Annotated in this window: 18 protein-coding genes; 11 read left to right on the forward strand and 7 right to left on the reverse strand. The window is 62.5% G+C overall.

Going from position 1 to position 15,454, the window contains the following annotated elements; genetic code table 11:
- Positions 1 to 182 (forward strand): hypothetical protein (locus HNP02_RS42390; RefSeq protein WP_221318643.1); only part of this gene is annotated, 182 nt, incomplete at its 5' end.
- A gap of 27 nt (positions 183 to 209) precedes the next feature.
- Here HNP02_RS42390 and HNP02_RS41975 read toward each other — a convergent pair.
- Together HNP02_RS41975 and HNP02_RS41980 are read right to left on the reverse strand one after the other, a co-directional pair.
- Positions 210 to 1,280, reverse strand: coding sequence for an acyl-CoA dehydrogenase family protein (locus tag HNP02_RS41975; RefSeq protein WP_184446730.1), 1,071 nt, complete (start codon positions 1,278 to 1,280; stop codon positions 210 to 212).
- A gap of 28 nt (positions 1,281 to 1,308) precedes the next feature.
- On the reverse strand, positions 1,309 to 2,439 hold the full coding sequence (locus HNP02_RS41980) for an acyl-CoA dehydrogenase family protein (RefSeq protein WP_255507545.1): 1,131 nt from the start codon (positions 2,437 to 2,439) through the stop codon (positions 1,309 to 1,311).
- Here HNP02_RS41980 and HNP02_RS43970 point away from each other — a divergent pair.
- The 3 genes from HNP02_RS43970 to HNP02_RS41995 are packed head-to-tail and all read left to right on the forward strand — an operon-like array spanning position 2,338 to position 4,874.
- Positions 2,338 to 3,240, forward strand: coding sequence for a QsdR family transcriptional regulator (locus HNP02_RS43970; RefSeq protein WP_309241894.1), 903 nt, complete (start codon positions 2,338 to 2,340; stop codon positions 3,238 to 3,240). The genes HNP02_RS41980 and HNP02_RS43970 overlap by 102 nt on opposite strands.
- Before the next feature lie 14 nt (positions 3,241 to 3,254).
- Complete coding sequence (locus HNP02_RS41990; protein WP_184446733.1) at positions 3,255 to 4,025, forward strand: SDR family oxidoreductase; 771 nt, start codon at positions 3,255 to 3,257, stop codon at positions 4,023 to 4,025.
- Positions 4,026 to 4,034: 9 nt separating this feature from the next.
- Positions 4,035 to 4,874: an enoyl-CoA hydratase-related protein gene (locus tag HNP02_RS41995; protein ID WP_184446734.1), complete on the forward strand. Its 840-nt coding sequence runs from the start codon at positions 4,035 to 4,037 to the stop codon at positions 4,872 to 4,874.
- A gap of 281 nt (positions 4,875 to 5,155) precedes the next feature.
- Here the strand turns inward: HNP02_RS41995 and HNP02_RS42000 are convergent, their stop codons facing one another.
- Genes HNP02_RS42000 through HNP02_RS42010 form a run of 3 tightly spaced genes read right to left on the reverse strand, consistent with a single transcriptional unit; the run spans position 5,156 to position 7,234 of the window.
- Positions 5,156 to 5,632, reverse strand: a complete 477-nt coding sequence (locus HNP02_RS42000; protein ID WP_184446735.1) for a PaaI family thioesterase — start codon at positions 5,630 to 5,632, stop codon at positions 5,156 to 5,158.
- A gap of 48 nt (positions 5,633 to 5,680) precedes the next feature.
- Positions 5,681 to 6,436 carry a glucose 1-dehydrogenase gene (locus tag HNP02_RS42005; RefSeq protein ID WP_255507544.1) on the reverse strand — a complete coding sequence of 252 codons (756 nt, stop codon included), beginning with the start codon at positions 6,434 to 6,436 and terminating at the stop codon, positions 5,681 to 5,683.
- A 39-nt stretch (positions 6,437 to 6,475) separates the two neighbouring features.
- Complete coding sequence (locus HNP02_RS42010; RefSeq protein ID WP_309241895.1) at positions 6,476 to 7,234, reverse strand: SDR family oxidoreductase; 759 nt, start codon at positions 7,232 to 7,234, stop codon at positions 6,476 to 6,478.
- 287 nt (positions 7,235 to 7,521) lie between these two features.
- Here HNP02_RS42010 and HNP02_RS42015 point away from each other — a divergent pair, with 287 nt between their 5' ends.
- The 6 genes from HNP02_RS42015 (at position 7,522) to HNP02_RS42040 (ending at position 13,655) form a co-directional block, all read left to right on the forward strand.
- On the forward strand, positions 7,522 to 8,943 hold the full coding sequence (locus tag HNP02_RS42015) for an aldehyde dehydrogenase (RefSeq protein WP_184446737.1): 1,422 nt from the start codon (positions 7,522 to 7,524) through the stop codon (positions 8,941 to 8,943).
- 14 nt (positions 8,944 to 8,957) lie between these two features.
- Positions 8,958 to 9,602 (forward strand): MaoC family dehydratase, encoded by a 645-nt coding sequence (locus HNP02_RS42020; protein ID WP_184446738.1) that lies wholly within the window; start codon positions 8,958 to 8,960, stop codon positions 9,600 to 9,602.
- On the forward strand, positions 9,599 to 10,786 hold the full coding sequence (locus HNP02_RS42025; RefSeq protein ID WP_309241896.1) for an acyl-CoA dehydrogenase family protein: 1,188 nt from the start codon (positions 9,599 to 9,601) through the stop codon (positions 10,784 to 10,786). The genes HNP02_RS42020 and HNP02_RS42025 overlap by 4 nt, the downstream gene beginning before the upstream one ends.
- Positions 10,786 to 11,268, forward strand: coding sequence for a MaoC family dehydratase (locus tag HNP02_RS42030; protein ID WP_184446739.1), 483 nt, complete (start codon positions 10,786 to 10,788; stop codon positions 11,266 to 11,268). Before HNP02_RS42025 ends, HNP02_RS42030 begins: the two co-directional genes overlap by 1 nt.
- On the forward strand, positions 11,265 to 12,524 hold the full coding sequence (locus tag HNP02_RS42035) for a CaiB/BaiF CoA-transferase family protein (RefSeq protein WP_184446740.1): 1,260 nt from the start codon (positions 11,265 to 11,267) through the stop codon (positions 12,522 to 12,524). The genes HNP02_RS42030 and HNP02_RS42035 overlap by 4 nt, the downstream gene beginning before the upstream one ends.
- Positions 12,525 to 13,016: 492 nt before the next feature.
- Complete coding sequence (locus tag HNP02_RS42040; RefSeq protein WP_184446741.1) at positions 13,017 to 13,655, forward strand: VOC family protein; 639 nt, start codon at positions 13,017 to 13,019, stop codon at positions 13,653 to 13,655.
- A 291-nt stretch (positions 13,656 to 13,946) separates the two neighbouring features.
- On the opposite strand, the gene HNP02_RS42045 is transcribed toward HNP02_RS42040, so the two are convergent.
- Complete coding sequence (locus HNP02_RS42045) at positions 13,947 to 14,852, reverse strand: alpha/beta hydrolase (RefSeq protein WP_184446742.1); 906 nt, start codon at positions 14,850 to 14,852, stop codon at positions 13,947 to 13,949.
- A 13-nt stretch (positions 14,853 to 14,865) separates the two neighbouring features.
- A complete protein-coding gene (locus tag HNP02_RS42050) occupies positions 14,866 to 15,003 on the reverse strand; it encodes a hypothetical protein (protein WP_184446743.1) in 138 nt (45 codons plus the stop codon).
- A 113-nt stretch (positions 15,004 to 15,116) separates the two neighbouring features.
- Between HNP02_RS42050 and HNP02_RS42055 the strand changes: the two genes are divergently transcribed.
- The coding region (locus tag HNP02_RS42055; protein ID WP_184446744.1) for a hypothetical protein at positions 15,117 to 15,454 on the forward strand (338 nt) is incomplete at its 3' end.

Consider the following 15,454-nt stretch of genomic DNA (forward strand, 5'->3'; position numbering starts at 1 on the left):
TGGTGATGGCGAAATCGGCGGTCAGTTGGCTCAGTGAAGCCGTGGTCGACGGCCGTGAAACCCTCCAGCACGACTTGTTCGAGCTGAGTACGGAGATCCAGAGGAACAGTCACCCAATCAGTATTACCGCTATAAACTCGGAAATACAAGTCACTAGCATGAACACCAGCCTGGCCGCATGAGCTGGTAGCTGGCGTCGCGCATGGATGCTAGGTGCCTCGCGGAAGAATTGCATCGGCGATGTCTTGGTACAGGCGTCGCTCGCCAGCCAAGTAGGACTGTAGGGCCATGGCTCGCTTGTAAAGTCGATGGGCGGTGTGGTCCCAGGTCATGCCGAGACCGCCGGTGATTTGGATGGTCACCTCGCAGGTGTGAACGGCCGCGGCGGTCGCGGCCACCTTCGCGGCGGCGCACGCAGTTGCGCGGTCGTCGTCGACTGCCTGCAGGCAGTGCACCGCCCAATATGTAAGTGACCGTGCGAGTTCGAGTTCCGCGTATGCATCGACCAGTCGGTGCGATACCGCTTGGTAGGCGCCGATGGGCTTACCGAATTGAGTCCGCTCGCGCGCGTGAGTCAATCCCAGGTCGAGCGCTGATCGTCCGACGCCGAGGGCCTCGGCGGCGGCCAGCGCACACGCCCTCTGTTCCATTATGGCGACAACGCCCGCGACATCCGCCGAAGGGACCAGCGGGAGTGCTGATGCGGCAACCAATTCGATGTCGGCGAGTGGTCTGGAACCGTCCAAGGTCGAATGCGGGTACACCCGCACGTCGGACGCGTCGACGTAGACCATCTGCGGGCCGTCATGATCGTGCGCGACGATCACGAATCCGCTGACCTTGGCGGCGTCGACGACGAGCGTCTTGCCGCCCGTGATCGTCACGTCGGTGACGACTGTCAAGCCTGCGGACAATGCGTCGGTAAGGCCGAATCCGCGGCCTTTCTCTGCCCACGCAAGGGTCAACGGTCTTTCTCGGACCATGCCGTGTTGCCGCAGAAGTGATTCGACACCGGGCGGCGTCGCGACAAACGTGGAGAAGAGCGGCGCAGGTAGCAGGACAGCGCCGCATTCTTCGACCAGCACGGCTTGGTCCAGGAGGTCGAGTTCATCGTCGAGCCAACCGAGTGCCGCAATCTCGCGCCAGATGTCGGGATCCCAGCCAGCCGCCCCGCCGCCGTCGATGAGCGGTATCGACCTTTCGATCGGAGCTCGCTTTGCGAGGAACTCGGCGGCAGACTTGCGCAGCAGTTCTTGCTCTTCGGACAGAGTGAAGTCCATGATGGCTCCTGGTTGATTGGTCGGCGCGTCAGCGGGCGCGCGGCAGATTCAGAACTCGCTCGGCGACGATGTTCCGCAGGATCTCTGAGGTGCCGCCCTCGATACTGTTTCCGCGACTACGTAATTGCTGCTGTTGCCAGAAGCCATCCAACGGCGCAGATTCGCCGGAGAGGCCCCCTGCCATGCCTTGCAACCGGGTCGCCAATTTGGTCATCCGCTGGTTTGACTCTGCCCAGGCAATCTTGGAGATTGACGATTCCGGGCCCGGAATCCCCGTCTCGAGTAATCGGCTGAGCGACCGATAATTCGTGAACTTGAGCGCCTGGACCGCAACCCATTCGCGTGCCACCTCGACGCGGACCGTGGGGTCGGCGGCGGGAGTGCTGCCGTCGGCGGCGGATACCGCCACGAATTCGACCAACCGGGACAGGTTGGACTGTAATTCCGCGGCGAAGAGGAAGCCCAAAGTGCCACGCTCGTGCATGAGTGTGGTCATCGCGACATTCCAGCCGTCACCGGGCCGTCCGAGCATCGAGTCACGCGGAATCCGAACATCGGTAAAGAAGATCTCGTTGAACTCCGGTTCGCCGGTCAGCTGCGGCAGTGGTCGCACTTCGATTCCCGCCGAATGCATGTCGACGAGAAGGAACGAAAGTCCCTGGTGCTTGGGCACTGCCGTGTCGGTGCGGACCAGCAGGATGCACCAGTCTGCGATGTGCGCGTGTGACGACCACACCTTCTGTCCGTTGATCACCCAATGATCGCCGTCGAGTACGGCGCGAGTTGTCGCACCTGCGAGATCGGACCCGCTGCCCGGTTCGGAGAAGCCCTGGCACCAGATCTCCTCGGCGGCGAGCAGGGGCGCGAGGAATCGCTGCTTCTGTCCGGCGGTGCCCCACGCGATGATGGTGGGTCCCGCCATGTTGAGCCCGATTACGCCGACATGCACGGGGGCGCGCTCCGCCGCCATTTCGTCGTAGAAGATCGCTTGATAAGTCGGGTCGAGCCCCCGACCGCCGTACTCGACAGGCCACGTCAGCCCCGCATACCCGGCATCGTGCAACGAACGGCTCCAAGCGCGCGCTGCCACGACGTCAGCAGGAACGTTCAGATCCCACGCTTCGCCATTGGACCCGTTGCTCCGAAACCAGGCGCGCAGGGAGGACCGAAAAGCGGCCTCGGCGACCGTATCTCGAAACTCCACTGGACCTCGCTTCGCTTGGGGTTCGTCTTGACTGCGAGAACGACCGTGAGACAGAATCTAAATATGTCTCGCACTAAAGTCAACCACGAACGCCCGCATCGGGGCGAATCCGCCGATGATGTCCGTAGCCGGAAGCCCTCAGGTCCGTTGGTGCGAAACACGGATTGCGCGACCAGAGACGATGCGGTCGAGCTGGCGTATCAATGGTTTCTGGCCGGCCGACGGATCGACATGCAACAACTCGCACTCGAACTAGGAGTCGGACGAGCCACCCTCTACCGCTGGTGGCGTAGCCGGGAGGTGGTCATCGGCGAAGTGATCTGGCGCATCATGACCGAAGCGATCGATCGAATCGACGCGCGCAGTCGAGGTCGCGGCCAGGCCCGGCTCGTCCGAAACTTCGGTCGGTTCGCCGACACGGTGCGATCGTTCGAGCCGCTCGTCAAATTCGTGTCCGCGGAGCCGGATTATGCGCTTCGCGTCCTGACTTCGAGGTTCAGTGTGGTACAGGGTCGGCTGATCGCCTTGACTGCGGCCGAGCTCGCCGCGCTTCCGGATATCGACCCGAACATCGATGTCCGCGACCTCGCCTACACGATCGTCCGCGTCGGTGAATCGTTCATTTGGAGCGACATGATCACAGGCGACCCGCCGCGATCGGACAAGGCTGCGGCCATGGTGGATCTGCTGGTGACGGCGGCTCGCCATCGGCGAATCGACACTCACACAGCGGATACGAAGGAGACGACCAGTTGAATACCGTTGGCCTAGTGCAGTCGAACCCGTTCGACCTGACCGATCAGGTCGCCGTCGTCACGGGGGGTGGTTCAGGAATCGGTCTGGGCTTCGCGGAGGGGCTCTCGCGAGCCGGGTGCGCGGTCGCGATCCTCGGACGCAACACAGAGAATCTCGAATCTGCGGCCGAGCGCCTCCGCTCAACCGGCAATCAGGTTCTCGCGGTGCCGTGTGATGTCGCCGACGAACAGCAAGTCCGCGCCGCGATGACCCGCGTTGTCGACGAATTCGGTCGTCTCGACTCGTGTTTTGCCAACGCCGGGATGACCGGTGAGCCGATTGCATTCGTGGATGCGACTTTGGCGGACTTTCGGGCCGTGACCACAGTCAACCTTGACGGCGTCTTCCTCACGTTGCGTGAAGCAGCGCGACACATGATTGCACTTGGCAACGGAGGTAGCCTGATCGCCACATCGAGCATGGGCAGTCGATTCGGGGCTCCCCGTATGCAGGCATACGGCGCATCCAAAGCCGCTGTGACAGCGATGGTCAACGGAATTGCCGTGGAGTTGGCACCGTACGGAATTCGTGCCAACACCGTACTTCCCGGTTGGGCGCAGACTCCCATGACCGACACTGTGTTCGGCACCCCACGAGTAGCAGGCGGCATTCTGCGGCGGATCCCCGCGAAACGATGGGGACAGCCGCAGGACTTCAGCGCCATCGCCGTCTACCTTGCAAGCCCCGCCAGCGTTTACCACACCGCCGACTCGATCTTGATCGACGGTGGATACTCCGCATTCTGAGGACTGCCAATGGAATTCACCACGATCGACTACTTCGTCGACAACTCGGTCGCCACGATCACCCTCAATCGTCCACATGCGCGCAACGGATTCACTATCTCCATGGCCGACGAGCTCGGGACAGCGCTCCGTGCGGCGGACCTCGACGACGAAGTCCTTGTTGTTGTGCTGGTAGCCGCAGGCAGTGATTTCTGCGTCGGCATGGACATGACCGCCGACACCGCCGGCGTCGACGACATCGATGCCCCAGACTGGGTGGAGCCGGCCACCCGGGTGGTGCGGCCGATGGCCAACTTGAACAAACCCGTCATCGCTGCCATTCACGGTGCGGCCGTCGGAGTCGGCATCACCCTAACGCTAGCCGCCGATTTCCGCCTAGCAGCCACCGATGCGCGGTTCGGGTTCGTCTTCGCCCGACGTGGATTGTTCCCCGAAGGGGGATCGATGTGGTTTCTGCCTCGCATCGTCGGTCTTGCCCGAGCGAAGGATTGGATGCTTAGTGGCAGGGTGTTCGGCGTCGACGAAGCTCTTGCCGCGGGCCTGGTGAACAGCGTGCATGCGCCCCACGAGCTGCGGACGGCTGCCCAAGACCTCGCTCGCGATCTTGTCGACCATACGTCACGCGTGTCAGTCGCGGCGATCCGCCGTGGTCTGATAGCGATGGCTGGAAGTAGCAGCCCCGAAGCGGCTTTCGCGCTTGATGCGAAGCTCATTTCGCATGCTTCGACCAGCGCCGACCTCGTCGAAGGAATCGCCTCGTTCCTGCAGAAGCGCCCACCCCACTTCACCGGCAACGTCCGCAGCGATCTGCCGCAACTATCTGAGTGGCTCGAAGGTGGGACGATCTAGGGAGGCTCCAGGCGGGCAGCCCTCCCTGCACGTTCGGCGGCCCGAATCGAACCTGCGCCCACGACCTGCACGCGAATCAACGACTCGCGACACGCTAGAGGAACAGCCGCCCTATCAGTACTACCGCGATGAGGCCGTAAATACAAGTGACTCGCACGGTGTCGACGTGCGCTAACTCGCGCCGAGTGAAGGTGGGCAGATCGATATCGGGTCGGATTCTGAGCGGTACTGGCGCCCGGGTGTGCGGACGGTGTTCTCGCGCAAAACCGTTCGCGCTAGGGTCAGCGGAAGATGACGCAGGTCGTGGTGGCGTGGGCGACCAGACGACCCTGGTCGTCAACAACCCGACCCTCGGCGGTCGCGGTCGTGCGACCGACGTGGATGGTTGTGCCGGTAGCGGTCAGCCGGCGACCATCGGTCGAGACCGGGCGGATGTAGTTGATCTTCAATTCCAGTGTGGCGCAACCAACACCGGCGTCCATCGTCGTGTGCACCGCGCAGCCCATCACCGAATCCAGCAGCGTCGCACAGATGCCGCCGTGGGTCGTGCCGAGCGGGTTGGCGAAGTCGGGTCGGGTCTGTAGGGCAAAGACCACCTTGCCGTACTCGAGCAGTTCCAACTCCATGCCGAGCAGGTCGCCGATGTACGGCGCGTCCGAGTCCCGCGACAACGCGGTGCGCAGCAGTTCGAGTCCCGTCAGCTGGGACGGATCGGTCTGGGCCGGGCCCGTAGGCTCGGCCGAGGCTTGCGAGCTCATGAGTTCGGTCCCCTCGTGATGGTCTTGATCGCTGCCGCAGCCTAGCTGCTACTGGATGCTGCGGCCGCCGTCGACGTCGAGGCAGACGCCGGTCAGAAAGCCCGAGCGTGGAGAGGACAGAAACAGTACGGCCGATGCCACGTCTTCAGGCTCGGCAATCCGTCCCATCGGAATGCCGCCGACGATCTTGTCGAACATGTCACCGGTGAGCCCGCCGTCGCCGAATGCGTTGGTCATGAAGTTGGTCTGCGCGGCGACGGGGCAGACGGCATTTACCCGAATCCGGGGCGCGAGTTCGCTGGCCAGTCCACGCGTCAGGGTGAGGACCGCACCCTTGGTGGCGTTGTAGGTGACGACGCCGGGCCGAGGTCGCTTTCCGGCGATCGATGCGGTGTTGACGATCACCGACCCTTCTTCCATGTGCGGGACTGCGTATTTCGCACCGAGGAAGACACTACGAACATTCAATGCAACCTGAGCGTCGAATGTTTTGACGTCCAGATCGACGGTGGGGCCGGACCGGTGGGTTGTGCCGGCATTGTTGATCAGAATATCGAGCCCGCCGAATGCGTCCATTGCGGTCGAGACCATGGCCTGAATCTGTGGCGGTGACGTCACGTCAACCTGCGCCGGAACTGCGCCCTCGATGGATCCCGCGACATCCCGTGCACCGACGTCGTCGAGGTCAGCGACCAGGACCCGGGCTCCCGCCGCACCGAACTTCCGTGCGATCGCCGCCCCGAAGCCGCCAGCGGCGCCGGTCACGATCACTCGCTTGCCCTCAAGGCCTTCCAAGACACTCATTTCTCTCCCTAACCTGGTGAACAAGCACGACACGGCAACTCACTGAATGCTGCGGCCGCCGTCGACGTCAATACACACACCGGTCAGAAAGTTGGCTTCTGGGGAGGCCAGGTATTCCACGGCCGAGGCGACGTCCTCAGGTACGGCGAGCCTGGCCATCGGTATGCCGTTGACAAATGCGGCAAGGGTTTCGCCGGTGAGCTTGTCCACTCCATGTGAGGTGCGGATGAATCCGGTCTGCGCGCCGACGGGATTGACGGCACAGACTCGGATTCGAGGTGCCAACTCCGCGGCGAGCCCACGGGTGAAAGTGATGACGCCCCCTTTGGCTGCGTTGTAGACGGTCAGCCCTGGACGTGGGCGTCGACCGCCGATTGAGGCCGTATTGACGATGACGGAGCCGTCGGGCATATGGGGGACTGCGTACTTGACACCGAGAAACACGCTTCGCAGGTTTAGTGCGAACTGTGCGTCGAACACCTCCGGTTCGAGATCGATCATCGGCCCGACGCGATGCGCGGCCCCGGCATTGTTGACGAGTACGTCGATGCCACCGAGTGCATCCACGCTCTCGTTGATCATCGCTTGAACTTGTTCGGGCACGGTGACATCCACGGCGATGGCGACCGCATCGGGAAGTTCGGCCGCGACCTGTTTGGCCCCGTCTTCGTCGAGGTCGGCGACGACCACTCGCGCCCCGGAGAGGCTGAATCGGCGTGCGATCGCGGCGCCGAAGCCTGATGCGCCCCCCGTAACCACGACTCTGCGGCCGTTTTCAGCACTCTTGAGATCTGTCACCATTGCCCTCTTCCGGCGTCGCTCTCGAGCGCCCCCACATATGGCACGCCGTTCTGGATCACGGCACGACGGTAGTGTCATTCGCACCTCGTTGAATGTCAAGAGCGATCCGGAGATCTGCGCTTGCACTTGGGCTTCCCGCCGTTCAGCTCGCGGGCCCTTGACGTACGGTAGTGCGGCCTGTCAGCCTAAAAATGGCACGATGCGTCCAGGATTGGCACGAATCGGCAAAGCAAGGCGGCGGAAGCCGCCGACGTCCGCAACTCATTGGCAGGAGACCGTCGACGATGACGACCCAACAACGACCCCGCTACGGTCATTGGATCAACGGTGCAGACATGCCGTCGGACACCGGCGAATATCTGAGGTCCGTCCGCCCAGGAAGTGAACTCCCGGTCTGCGAGATTGCCGTCGGGAATGCAGTAGACGTTGATCAGGCCGTACGCGCGGCCGCCGCGGCGTTCCCTGCTTGGCGGGATCGCAAGCCGATCGAACGGGGTCGAGTTCTGAGCGACATTGCTGCGCGGATTCGGGCGGATGCGGACCGTCTTGGGGCACTGGAGGCCGCCGAGGCGGGGAAGATTCCCGATCAAGCCAACTGGGAAATGGAAGGTGCTGCTGCCTATTTCGAGTTCTACGCTGGGCTCGTCAACCTGCCTGCCGGGGAGTTGATCGATCTCGGTGCCGCGTTCCACTCATATGCCAGAAGGGAGCCCTTCGGCGTTATCGGTGTCATCACTCCATGGAACGGTCCGCTCCTCCAAGCCGCACGGGCTATCGCGCCTGCGCTCGCTTCCGGGAATGTCGTGGTTTGCAAGCCTTCGGAGTTCACCTCGGCGACGACACTTGAGCTTGCCCGGATCGCTCGAGATGCGGGAGCACCGTCTGGCGTGCTCAACGTCGTGACCGGGGTGGGCGCCGAGGCCGGTCGTGCGTTGGTCGAGCATCCGGGCATTCGCAAGATCGCGTTTACGGGGTCGGTCCGGGCTGGGCGTGAGATCGGCAAGATCGCCGGAGAACGACTCATTCCGGTGTCTCTCGAGCTCGGCGGAAAGTCGCCGAACATCGTATTTGCCGACGCTGACTTCGATGCGGCGGTGGCGGGCTCGATCAAAGCCTTCACGACACTCGCGGGGCAGATCTGTTCGAGCGGAACCCGATTGTTGGTCGCGGAGGAGATTCACGACAAGTTCGTGGAAGCGCTGACAGTCGCGCTGAAAGAGGTCATACCCGGGCAGAGCTACGGGTCGATCACGACCAAGGACCAGTTCGACAAGGTGCTGTACTACTTCGACATCGCCGCTGAGGACGGAGCCACGCTGGCCTTCGGTGGGCGCGCGACGGGCGAAGACTGGCTGATCGAACCGACCGTCTACACCGGTGTCACCAACGACATGCGGATTGCAAGGGAGGAGATCTTCGGCCCCGTCCTTGTTGTGATTCCCTTTCCTGGAGACGAGGACTCGGCGATTACGTTGGCCAACGACAGCGAATTCGGACTCGCGGCCGGCATCTGGACCAGAGATGTTACTCGTGCACATCGTGTCGCAGCCAAGCTCGAAGCCGGGCAGGTTTATGTCAACGGGTGGCAGGCAGGCCTGCTCGAAGGGCCGTTCGGCGGTTTCAAGAACAGTGGTTTCGGCCGCGAGAAGGGTGTGGAAGCTCTGCACCACTACACGCAAACCAAGTTCGTGGTCGTCACGCTCTGAGCTGAACGTATCCGATGAAGTCAGCGTTGCGGCGGTCCACGACCGCATCGCTATTGACACCACCGCGACGAGTCGACATCATAAAATGGCACGCCGTACCGTTGAGTGGAACGTTCCGTGCCTGGGGCCGCCAAGTGTGCCCAACCGAGAGGACGATCGTGGGGCTTTCAGCTGCCGAACTGCGCGCGCGCGCAGTTCCATGGCCTAAAGGCAACTACTACGAGGACTTCACGCCCGGTCGTGAGTTCGACCACCACTGGGGGCGAACGTTGACCGAATCGGACAACATCCTGTTTTCGACTTTGACGTCGTTCTACAACCCGTTGTACTTCAATTCCGCGTATGCCCGAGTACAGGGTCACGAACGTGGGGTCATCAATCCGATGCTGTTGTTTCTCACGGTATTTGGGCTTTCGGTCGAAGATCTCAGCGAGGCTGGTGTGGCATTTCTCGGCGTCGACGAACTCACCTTCCATGGCGCGGTCAGCCCCGGCGATACGGTCACGGCTCGCAGTGCCGTGCGCTCGGCGCGCCGGTCGTCAAAGGATCCCCGTCAAGCGATCGTGACGTGGCAGACCGAGGGGATCGACCAGGATGGGCGCTTGGTCATCGACTTTCTGCGGACGAATCTCGTCAATTCCCGGGAGGGTCTGTCGTGACCAGCGCCCTCGAACGGGGCACCGAAGGTTCGTGGTACTTGAGCGATGAGCGACGGGATCTCCAAGCGCTTGCTCGGGAGTTCACGGACAAAGAAGTTCTGCCGTTGGCCAATGAACTCGACCCAGTGCAGGGAGTGATACCAGATTCGCTTCGCGACAAGATGGCCGCGATGGGATTCTTCGGCATTCTGATCCCCGAAGAGCTGGGCGGACTTGGCTTGGGGGCCGTCGAGTACTGCCTGATCACCGAAGAACTTGCCCGCGGTTGGATGAGCGTGGCGAGCCTCATCGCCCGAGGCAACGGACTTGCCTCCTCAGGGTTCAGCATCGAACAGCAGAAGCGATTCCTTCCGCAAGCGGCATCCGGAGACTTCTTGGGGGCCTTCGCATTGTCCGAGGCGGAGGCCGGTTCCGACGCCGCCGGCCTTCGTTGCAGTGCACGCCGTGACGGCAATGACTGGGTGGTCAACGGATCGAAGATGTGGTGCACGTTCGCCGATGGTGCTGACTACATCACGTTGTTCGCCAGGACGGAGCCCGCGATCGACCCTGCGCGAAGACATCTGGGTATCAGCGCATTCCTGATCGAAAAGGAACGGGGCACCTTCCCCGATGGGATCCGTGCCACGCCGGTCAGAAAGATCGGATATCACGGGTGGAAGACGTGGGACCTATTCTTTGACGATTTCCGCCTCCCAGCCGACGCGCTGTTGGGTGAGGAAGGTCGCGGTTTCTATCTTGCGCTGACGCATCTCGACATCGCACGCGTCCATACTGCCGCGCGCTCGATTGGTCTCGCCCGTGCCGCGCTTGAAGACTCGATCGCCTATGCGCATGATCGCAGGCAGTTCGGTTCCCCCATCGCAGACTTCCAATCGCTTCGCTTCAAGATCGCGAACATGGCGACGAGAATCGAGGCGGCACGATCGCTGATGTACCAAGTCGCCGACGATATCGACCACGGCCGGCCCTGCAGTACTCGGGCATCCATGGTGAAACTCTTCGCGAGCGAAATGGCCGAACGCGTCACCAGCGACGGCCTGCAGATCCACGGCGGCGCCGGTTACACGAATGACTTTGCCGTCGAGCGACACTGGCGGGATGCGCGGTTGACCAAGATATTCGAAGGGACCTCCGAGATTCAGCTGCGCATTATTTCCGACGCACTTCTGGGGCGATCCTGATGGCCATCACGGCAACCGACAACTACTTCGACGACTTCGAGGTCGGCGCGATCTATGCGCATGCTCGCGGACGCACGGTGACTGAAATGGACAATGTCCTCCTCACGCTGATGGTGATGAACACCGCACAAGGGCATTTCAACGAAGAATCCATGGCCGACACCAAGTTTGGGAAAAGGATCGTCTTCGGTGGCCTCACCGCCGCCATGGTCATCGGGTTGGCATCTCAGGACACCGCTGAAAACGCCATCGCTGAACTAACGCTGGGCAAGGTGCGATTCACCTCGCCGGTGTTTCACGGCGATACACTGCACGCATACACGGAGGTCCTCGACACGTGGTTGGATGATGCTCGCGCGGATGCTGGTGTCGTGAAGTTCCGACACTACGGTGTCAATCAGCGCGATCAGATGGTCTTCGAAGGCGAACGCACCGTGCTCATCAGACGTCGTCTCGTCACAGTCGAAACCCACTCGACATGAGCAGGGGTTCCCTCGACGGGCTCAGGGTCATCGACTTGACGACGCAACTCTCGGGCCCATACTCAACGATGGTCTTGTCAGACCTCGGAGCGGATGTCATCAAGGTCGAATCGCCTGACGGTGACGCGGTTCGTCAGCAAGGCCCGTACCACCGTCAAGACGTCACACGGGCATTCGGCGGCTACTTCCAGAGCATCAACAGAAACAAGCGAAGCCTCGTATTGGACCTCAAAACCGAAGCAGGAAAGGATGTCTTGCTGAGGCTGGTCGAGACAGCCGACGTCTTGGTAGAGAACTTTCGTGTCGGTGTCATGGAACGCCTGGGGGTGCCGTACGAGCGCCTCTCAGAAGTCAATCCAAGACTGGTGTACGCGGCACTGAGGGGGTTCGGCGACCCACGGACCGGCGAAAGTCCCTATTCGACGTGGCCCGCGTACGACGTGGTCGCGCAGGCGATGGGCGGGTTGATGGGGATCACGGGTCCCGATGTCGAACATCCGACGAAGGTGGGGCCAGGTGTTGGTGACGTATTCCCGGGCATCTTCACCGCGGTGGCCGTGCTCGCTGCGTTACGGCATGCGGAGAGGACTGGCGAAGGCCAATTCGTCGACGTGTCGATGTACGACTCGGTAGTTGCGTTGTGTGAACGGATCATCTATCAACATTCGTACACCGGTGTGGTGCCGAAACCGCAAGGCAACGGCAATCCTCAGTTCTGCCCATTCGACGTGTTCCCCGCCGCGGACGGTTTCGTGACGATCGCGGCTCCTCGTGACCATCAGTGGGATCTGTTGTGCAGGTTGATGGGTAGACCGGAGCTGAGCGCCGACGAGCGATATGCCACCAATACCGCGCGAGTGCGGCACGCGGAGGATGTTCGAAACCTTCTGTCCGAGTGGACAGGAAGCAGAACTGTCACACAGATCCTCGACGTCCTTGGCGGACAAGTGGCGGTTGGTCCCATACACGACGCAGCCGACCTCTTTCATGATCAGCACATCTCTGCCAGAAACATGATCGTCGAGGTGGAACATCCCGGCGTCCCGCAACCTCTCGCAGTCGTGGGACGACCGATGAAGTTCACACGGACGCCGGGGCCGGCGCCACATCGCGCCCCATTCTTGGGCGAGCATGGCGACGAAGTACTTACTTCGCTCGGGTATACCGCCGCTCAGATTTCAGAGCTGCACCGGATAGGCGCAGTGGGCACACAGCGCGACGGTGGTGTGGAATCAGGTCGAGTCACTGTGGGTTAGACACGCGCGAACACGGGGGCAGTGAATCGGAGGCAACGTCGCTGTACGAGTCAGCTATGACACTGCTGGAGCCGGCTTCGCGCGCCGTCGTGGCCGCGATCGCGCCTCTCTAAGTCTAAGTATGCGCGACGTTGGGGTTCATGACGACGAATCGCCGGGCCAATGATTGGGCTGCGCATGATGATTCGGAAGCTCGTCTAGCGCTTCCGCCAGCAGGCCAGTCCGGCCGCAACGGTGTTTGGTTGGCCGACGTGGCACACGGCCGGTTATATCAACTCTGTTGGCAATCACGCGGTTCTCGCCTGCACTGATCGTCACGATGCGGCAGGCGCACCGGTCCGGGAACCCTCGTCGCCGCCAGTGAGATCAATGCAGCGACGGAGGGGATCTCCATGCGCTACAATCTGCATGTGAAACGGATATACCAGTGACTTGCACCAAGGATACGGCTCGACAGCATCGGCCCACCACCAGCACCCACAGGAGACCACAATGACGAACAGGACCATCGACGGCAGCCAGGCGACCCCATACAAACTCGCACACCTGGTGTTGCGGGTGTCCAACCTCGAACGCAGCGTCGCGTGGTACTCCGAGGTGCTCGGTGCGCACCTGATCGGATCCGGCGGCTTCTTCGCCGGCATCACCTACGACGAGGAACACCACCGCCTCGGCCTGATCGAAGTAGCCGGAGCCGCCCGCGAAACCGAAACCTTCGGCGCCAGCACCCTGATCCCCGACGAGGCCGAACGCGCCGCCACCGCCGGCGCCGACGCCCTGCAGTTCTCGTCGGAACCCGGACTCGAACACGTCGCGTTCACCTACGACAGCCTCGAAGGCCTCCTCAACACCTATGTGCGACTGCGCGACAAGGACATCAAACCGATCATCACCGTCAATCACGGCCCGACGACGTCGTTCTACTACAACGACCCCGACGGCTTCCGCGTCGAACTCCAAATCGACAACCTACCGATGGGCACCGCTCAAGAATTCGTCGACTCACAAACCAACATCGTCGGCGTCATGATCGACCCTGAAGAACTGCTCCAGCGCTACCAAGCCGGAGAACCCGTCCGGACACTGGTCACCTGGGACGCATGGCGCCAGCCGGAGCCAACCGCAACCTAGCCCCACCGCCTCCAGAACGACAGCAGCACACGCCACCCGCTCGTAGCGACGGACGTGGTTGTCATCCGTGACGTCCTGAGCCCAAGCGTAGCCGCGCCTCACCATGGTTGCCCCACGCGCACAACCTCGAGACAAGGAGACACGGCACGTCTACTCGAAACGATCCAGCGCCCAACGGCCCTAGAGCCAAGTGATCTTGGCGGCCCACAGACCAACTCGCAGCCGACCGGTCCCGCCCGCTGGGCGGGCGACGTCGCTGACTTCCGGAGGCATCCGATTCCGACGGCCTGACTAGGCCGCGCTGCCTGCGGTGAGTGCCTCGCGCAGGCTCGCGCACTGGCTGTCGAAGAAGGATCGCGACACAGGCGCGTCGGGGACGATTCTGTCGAAGCCGTGGAAGGCGCCCGGCACCACCTCCACGTGGCACGGCACGCCCGCCTTCTTGAGCCGCTCGGCATAGGCCAAGCCCTCGTCGTGGAAGAGGTCATGGGTGCCGACGCCGATCCACGCCGGCGGCAGGCCGGTCAGATCGGCGTTCCGCGCCGGGACGGCGATGTCGGGGTTCGCATTCCCCAAGTACGCCGCCCACCCGAACCGATTACTGCGTTCGGAACACAACCGGTAATTCCGCGCGTCCATCGGGCTTTTCGCCACGGTCCTGTCGTCGAGCATCGGATAGGTCAAAAGCTGTAGGGCAGGGCTGATTTCACCGCGATCGCGGGCCATCAGTGCCAACGCGGCCGCGAGGCCGCCCCCTGCGCTGGCACCACCGATCGCCACCCGCGCAGGGTCCACGCCCGGCAGTGCCACCAGCCGCCGCAGGGCGGCGTAGCAGTCCTCGAGCGCCGCAGGAAACGGATGCTCGGGCGCCCACCGGTACTCGACCGACCCGACTGTGATTCTCAGCTCCTTGGCCAATCGCCGGCACAACTCGTCGTCCTGCCGTGCACTGCCGAGCACGTACCCGCCGCCGTGGATCCACAGTAAGGCGCCAGAAGTAGCGGCAGGCTCCAGCGGTCGGTGCACCCTGACACCCGCACCGGTGGTGAGCGCGAGTACCTCCACGTGATCGTGCCGACCGGGCAGATGCAACAAACTGAGACCGCGGAACAGCGGCAGAGTCCTGCGGGTGACCAGTCCGCGCGGCAGGAGCCGGGCAATCCGTCGCAGGTCTGGATGAAAGTCTTCGGTCGACACGATTCCGAATCCCTTACTTCAAGAACGGGTCTCGTGGCAACCCGAGGCCCAACTCCGTCATGTATCGGCGTGCAGGCTCCGTGCCCGCGACGGCGAGTATGGTCCGGCGCAGCTCGAGCAGGTGCAGCGTCGAGATTGAGTGGACGGGCATGGTGACCTCTCCTTGCTCGGTTAGCGGCGGCTTGGATCGTCAAGTCTGCGCGATGGGAGAATGATAGCGCAAGTGGCTTGCATATCCGAGTTTATAGCGGTAATACTGGTGGGGTGACTGTTCCTCTGGATCTCCGTACTCAGCTCGAACAAGTCGTGTTGGAGGGTTTCACGGCCGTCGACCACGGCCGTGCAGTCGATTCACTGAGCCAACTGACCGCCGATTTCGTCATCACCAGCGCGGGGCAGCGAGTCGGCCGACCGCAGTACGACCACCTGATGGCCGCTCGCGACCAGGCCGGCTACACCTCACGCCACGTGCCCGCGAACTTCCGCGTCGCGGTCCACGATCAGGAGTCCTTCCAAGTCGACTTCGTCATCGTGTCGCACCGAACCGAGCACGCGACGGGTGCGTACAGCGTCACGGTCGCCGACTTCTGCGACACCTGGGT

This window comes from Mycobacterium sp. AZCC_0083 (genome assembly GCF_014202335.1).
Lineage (GTDB): Bacteria > Actinomycetota > Actinomycetes > Mycobacteriales > Mycobacteriaceae > Mycobacterium.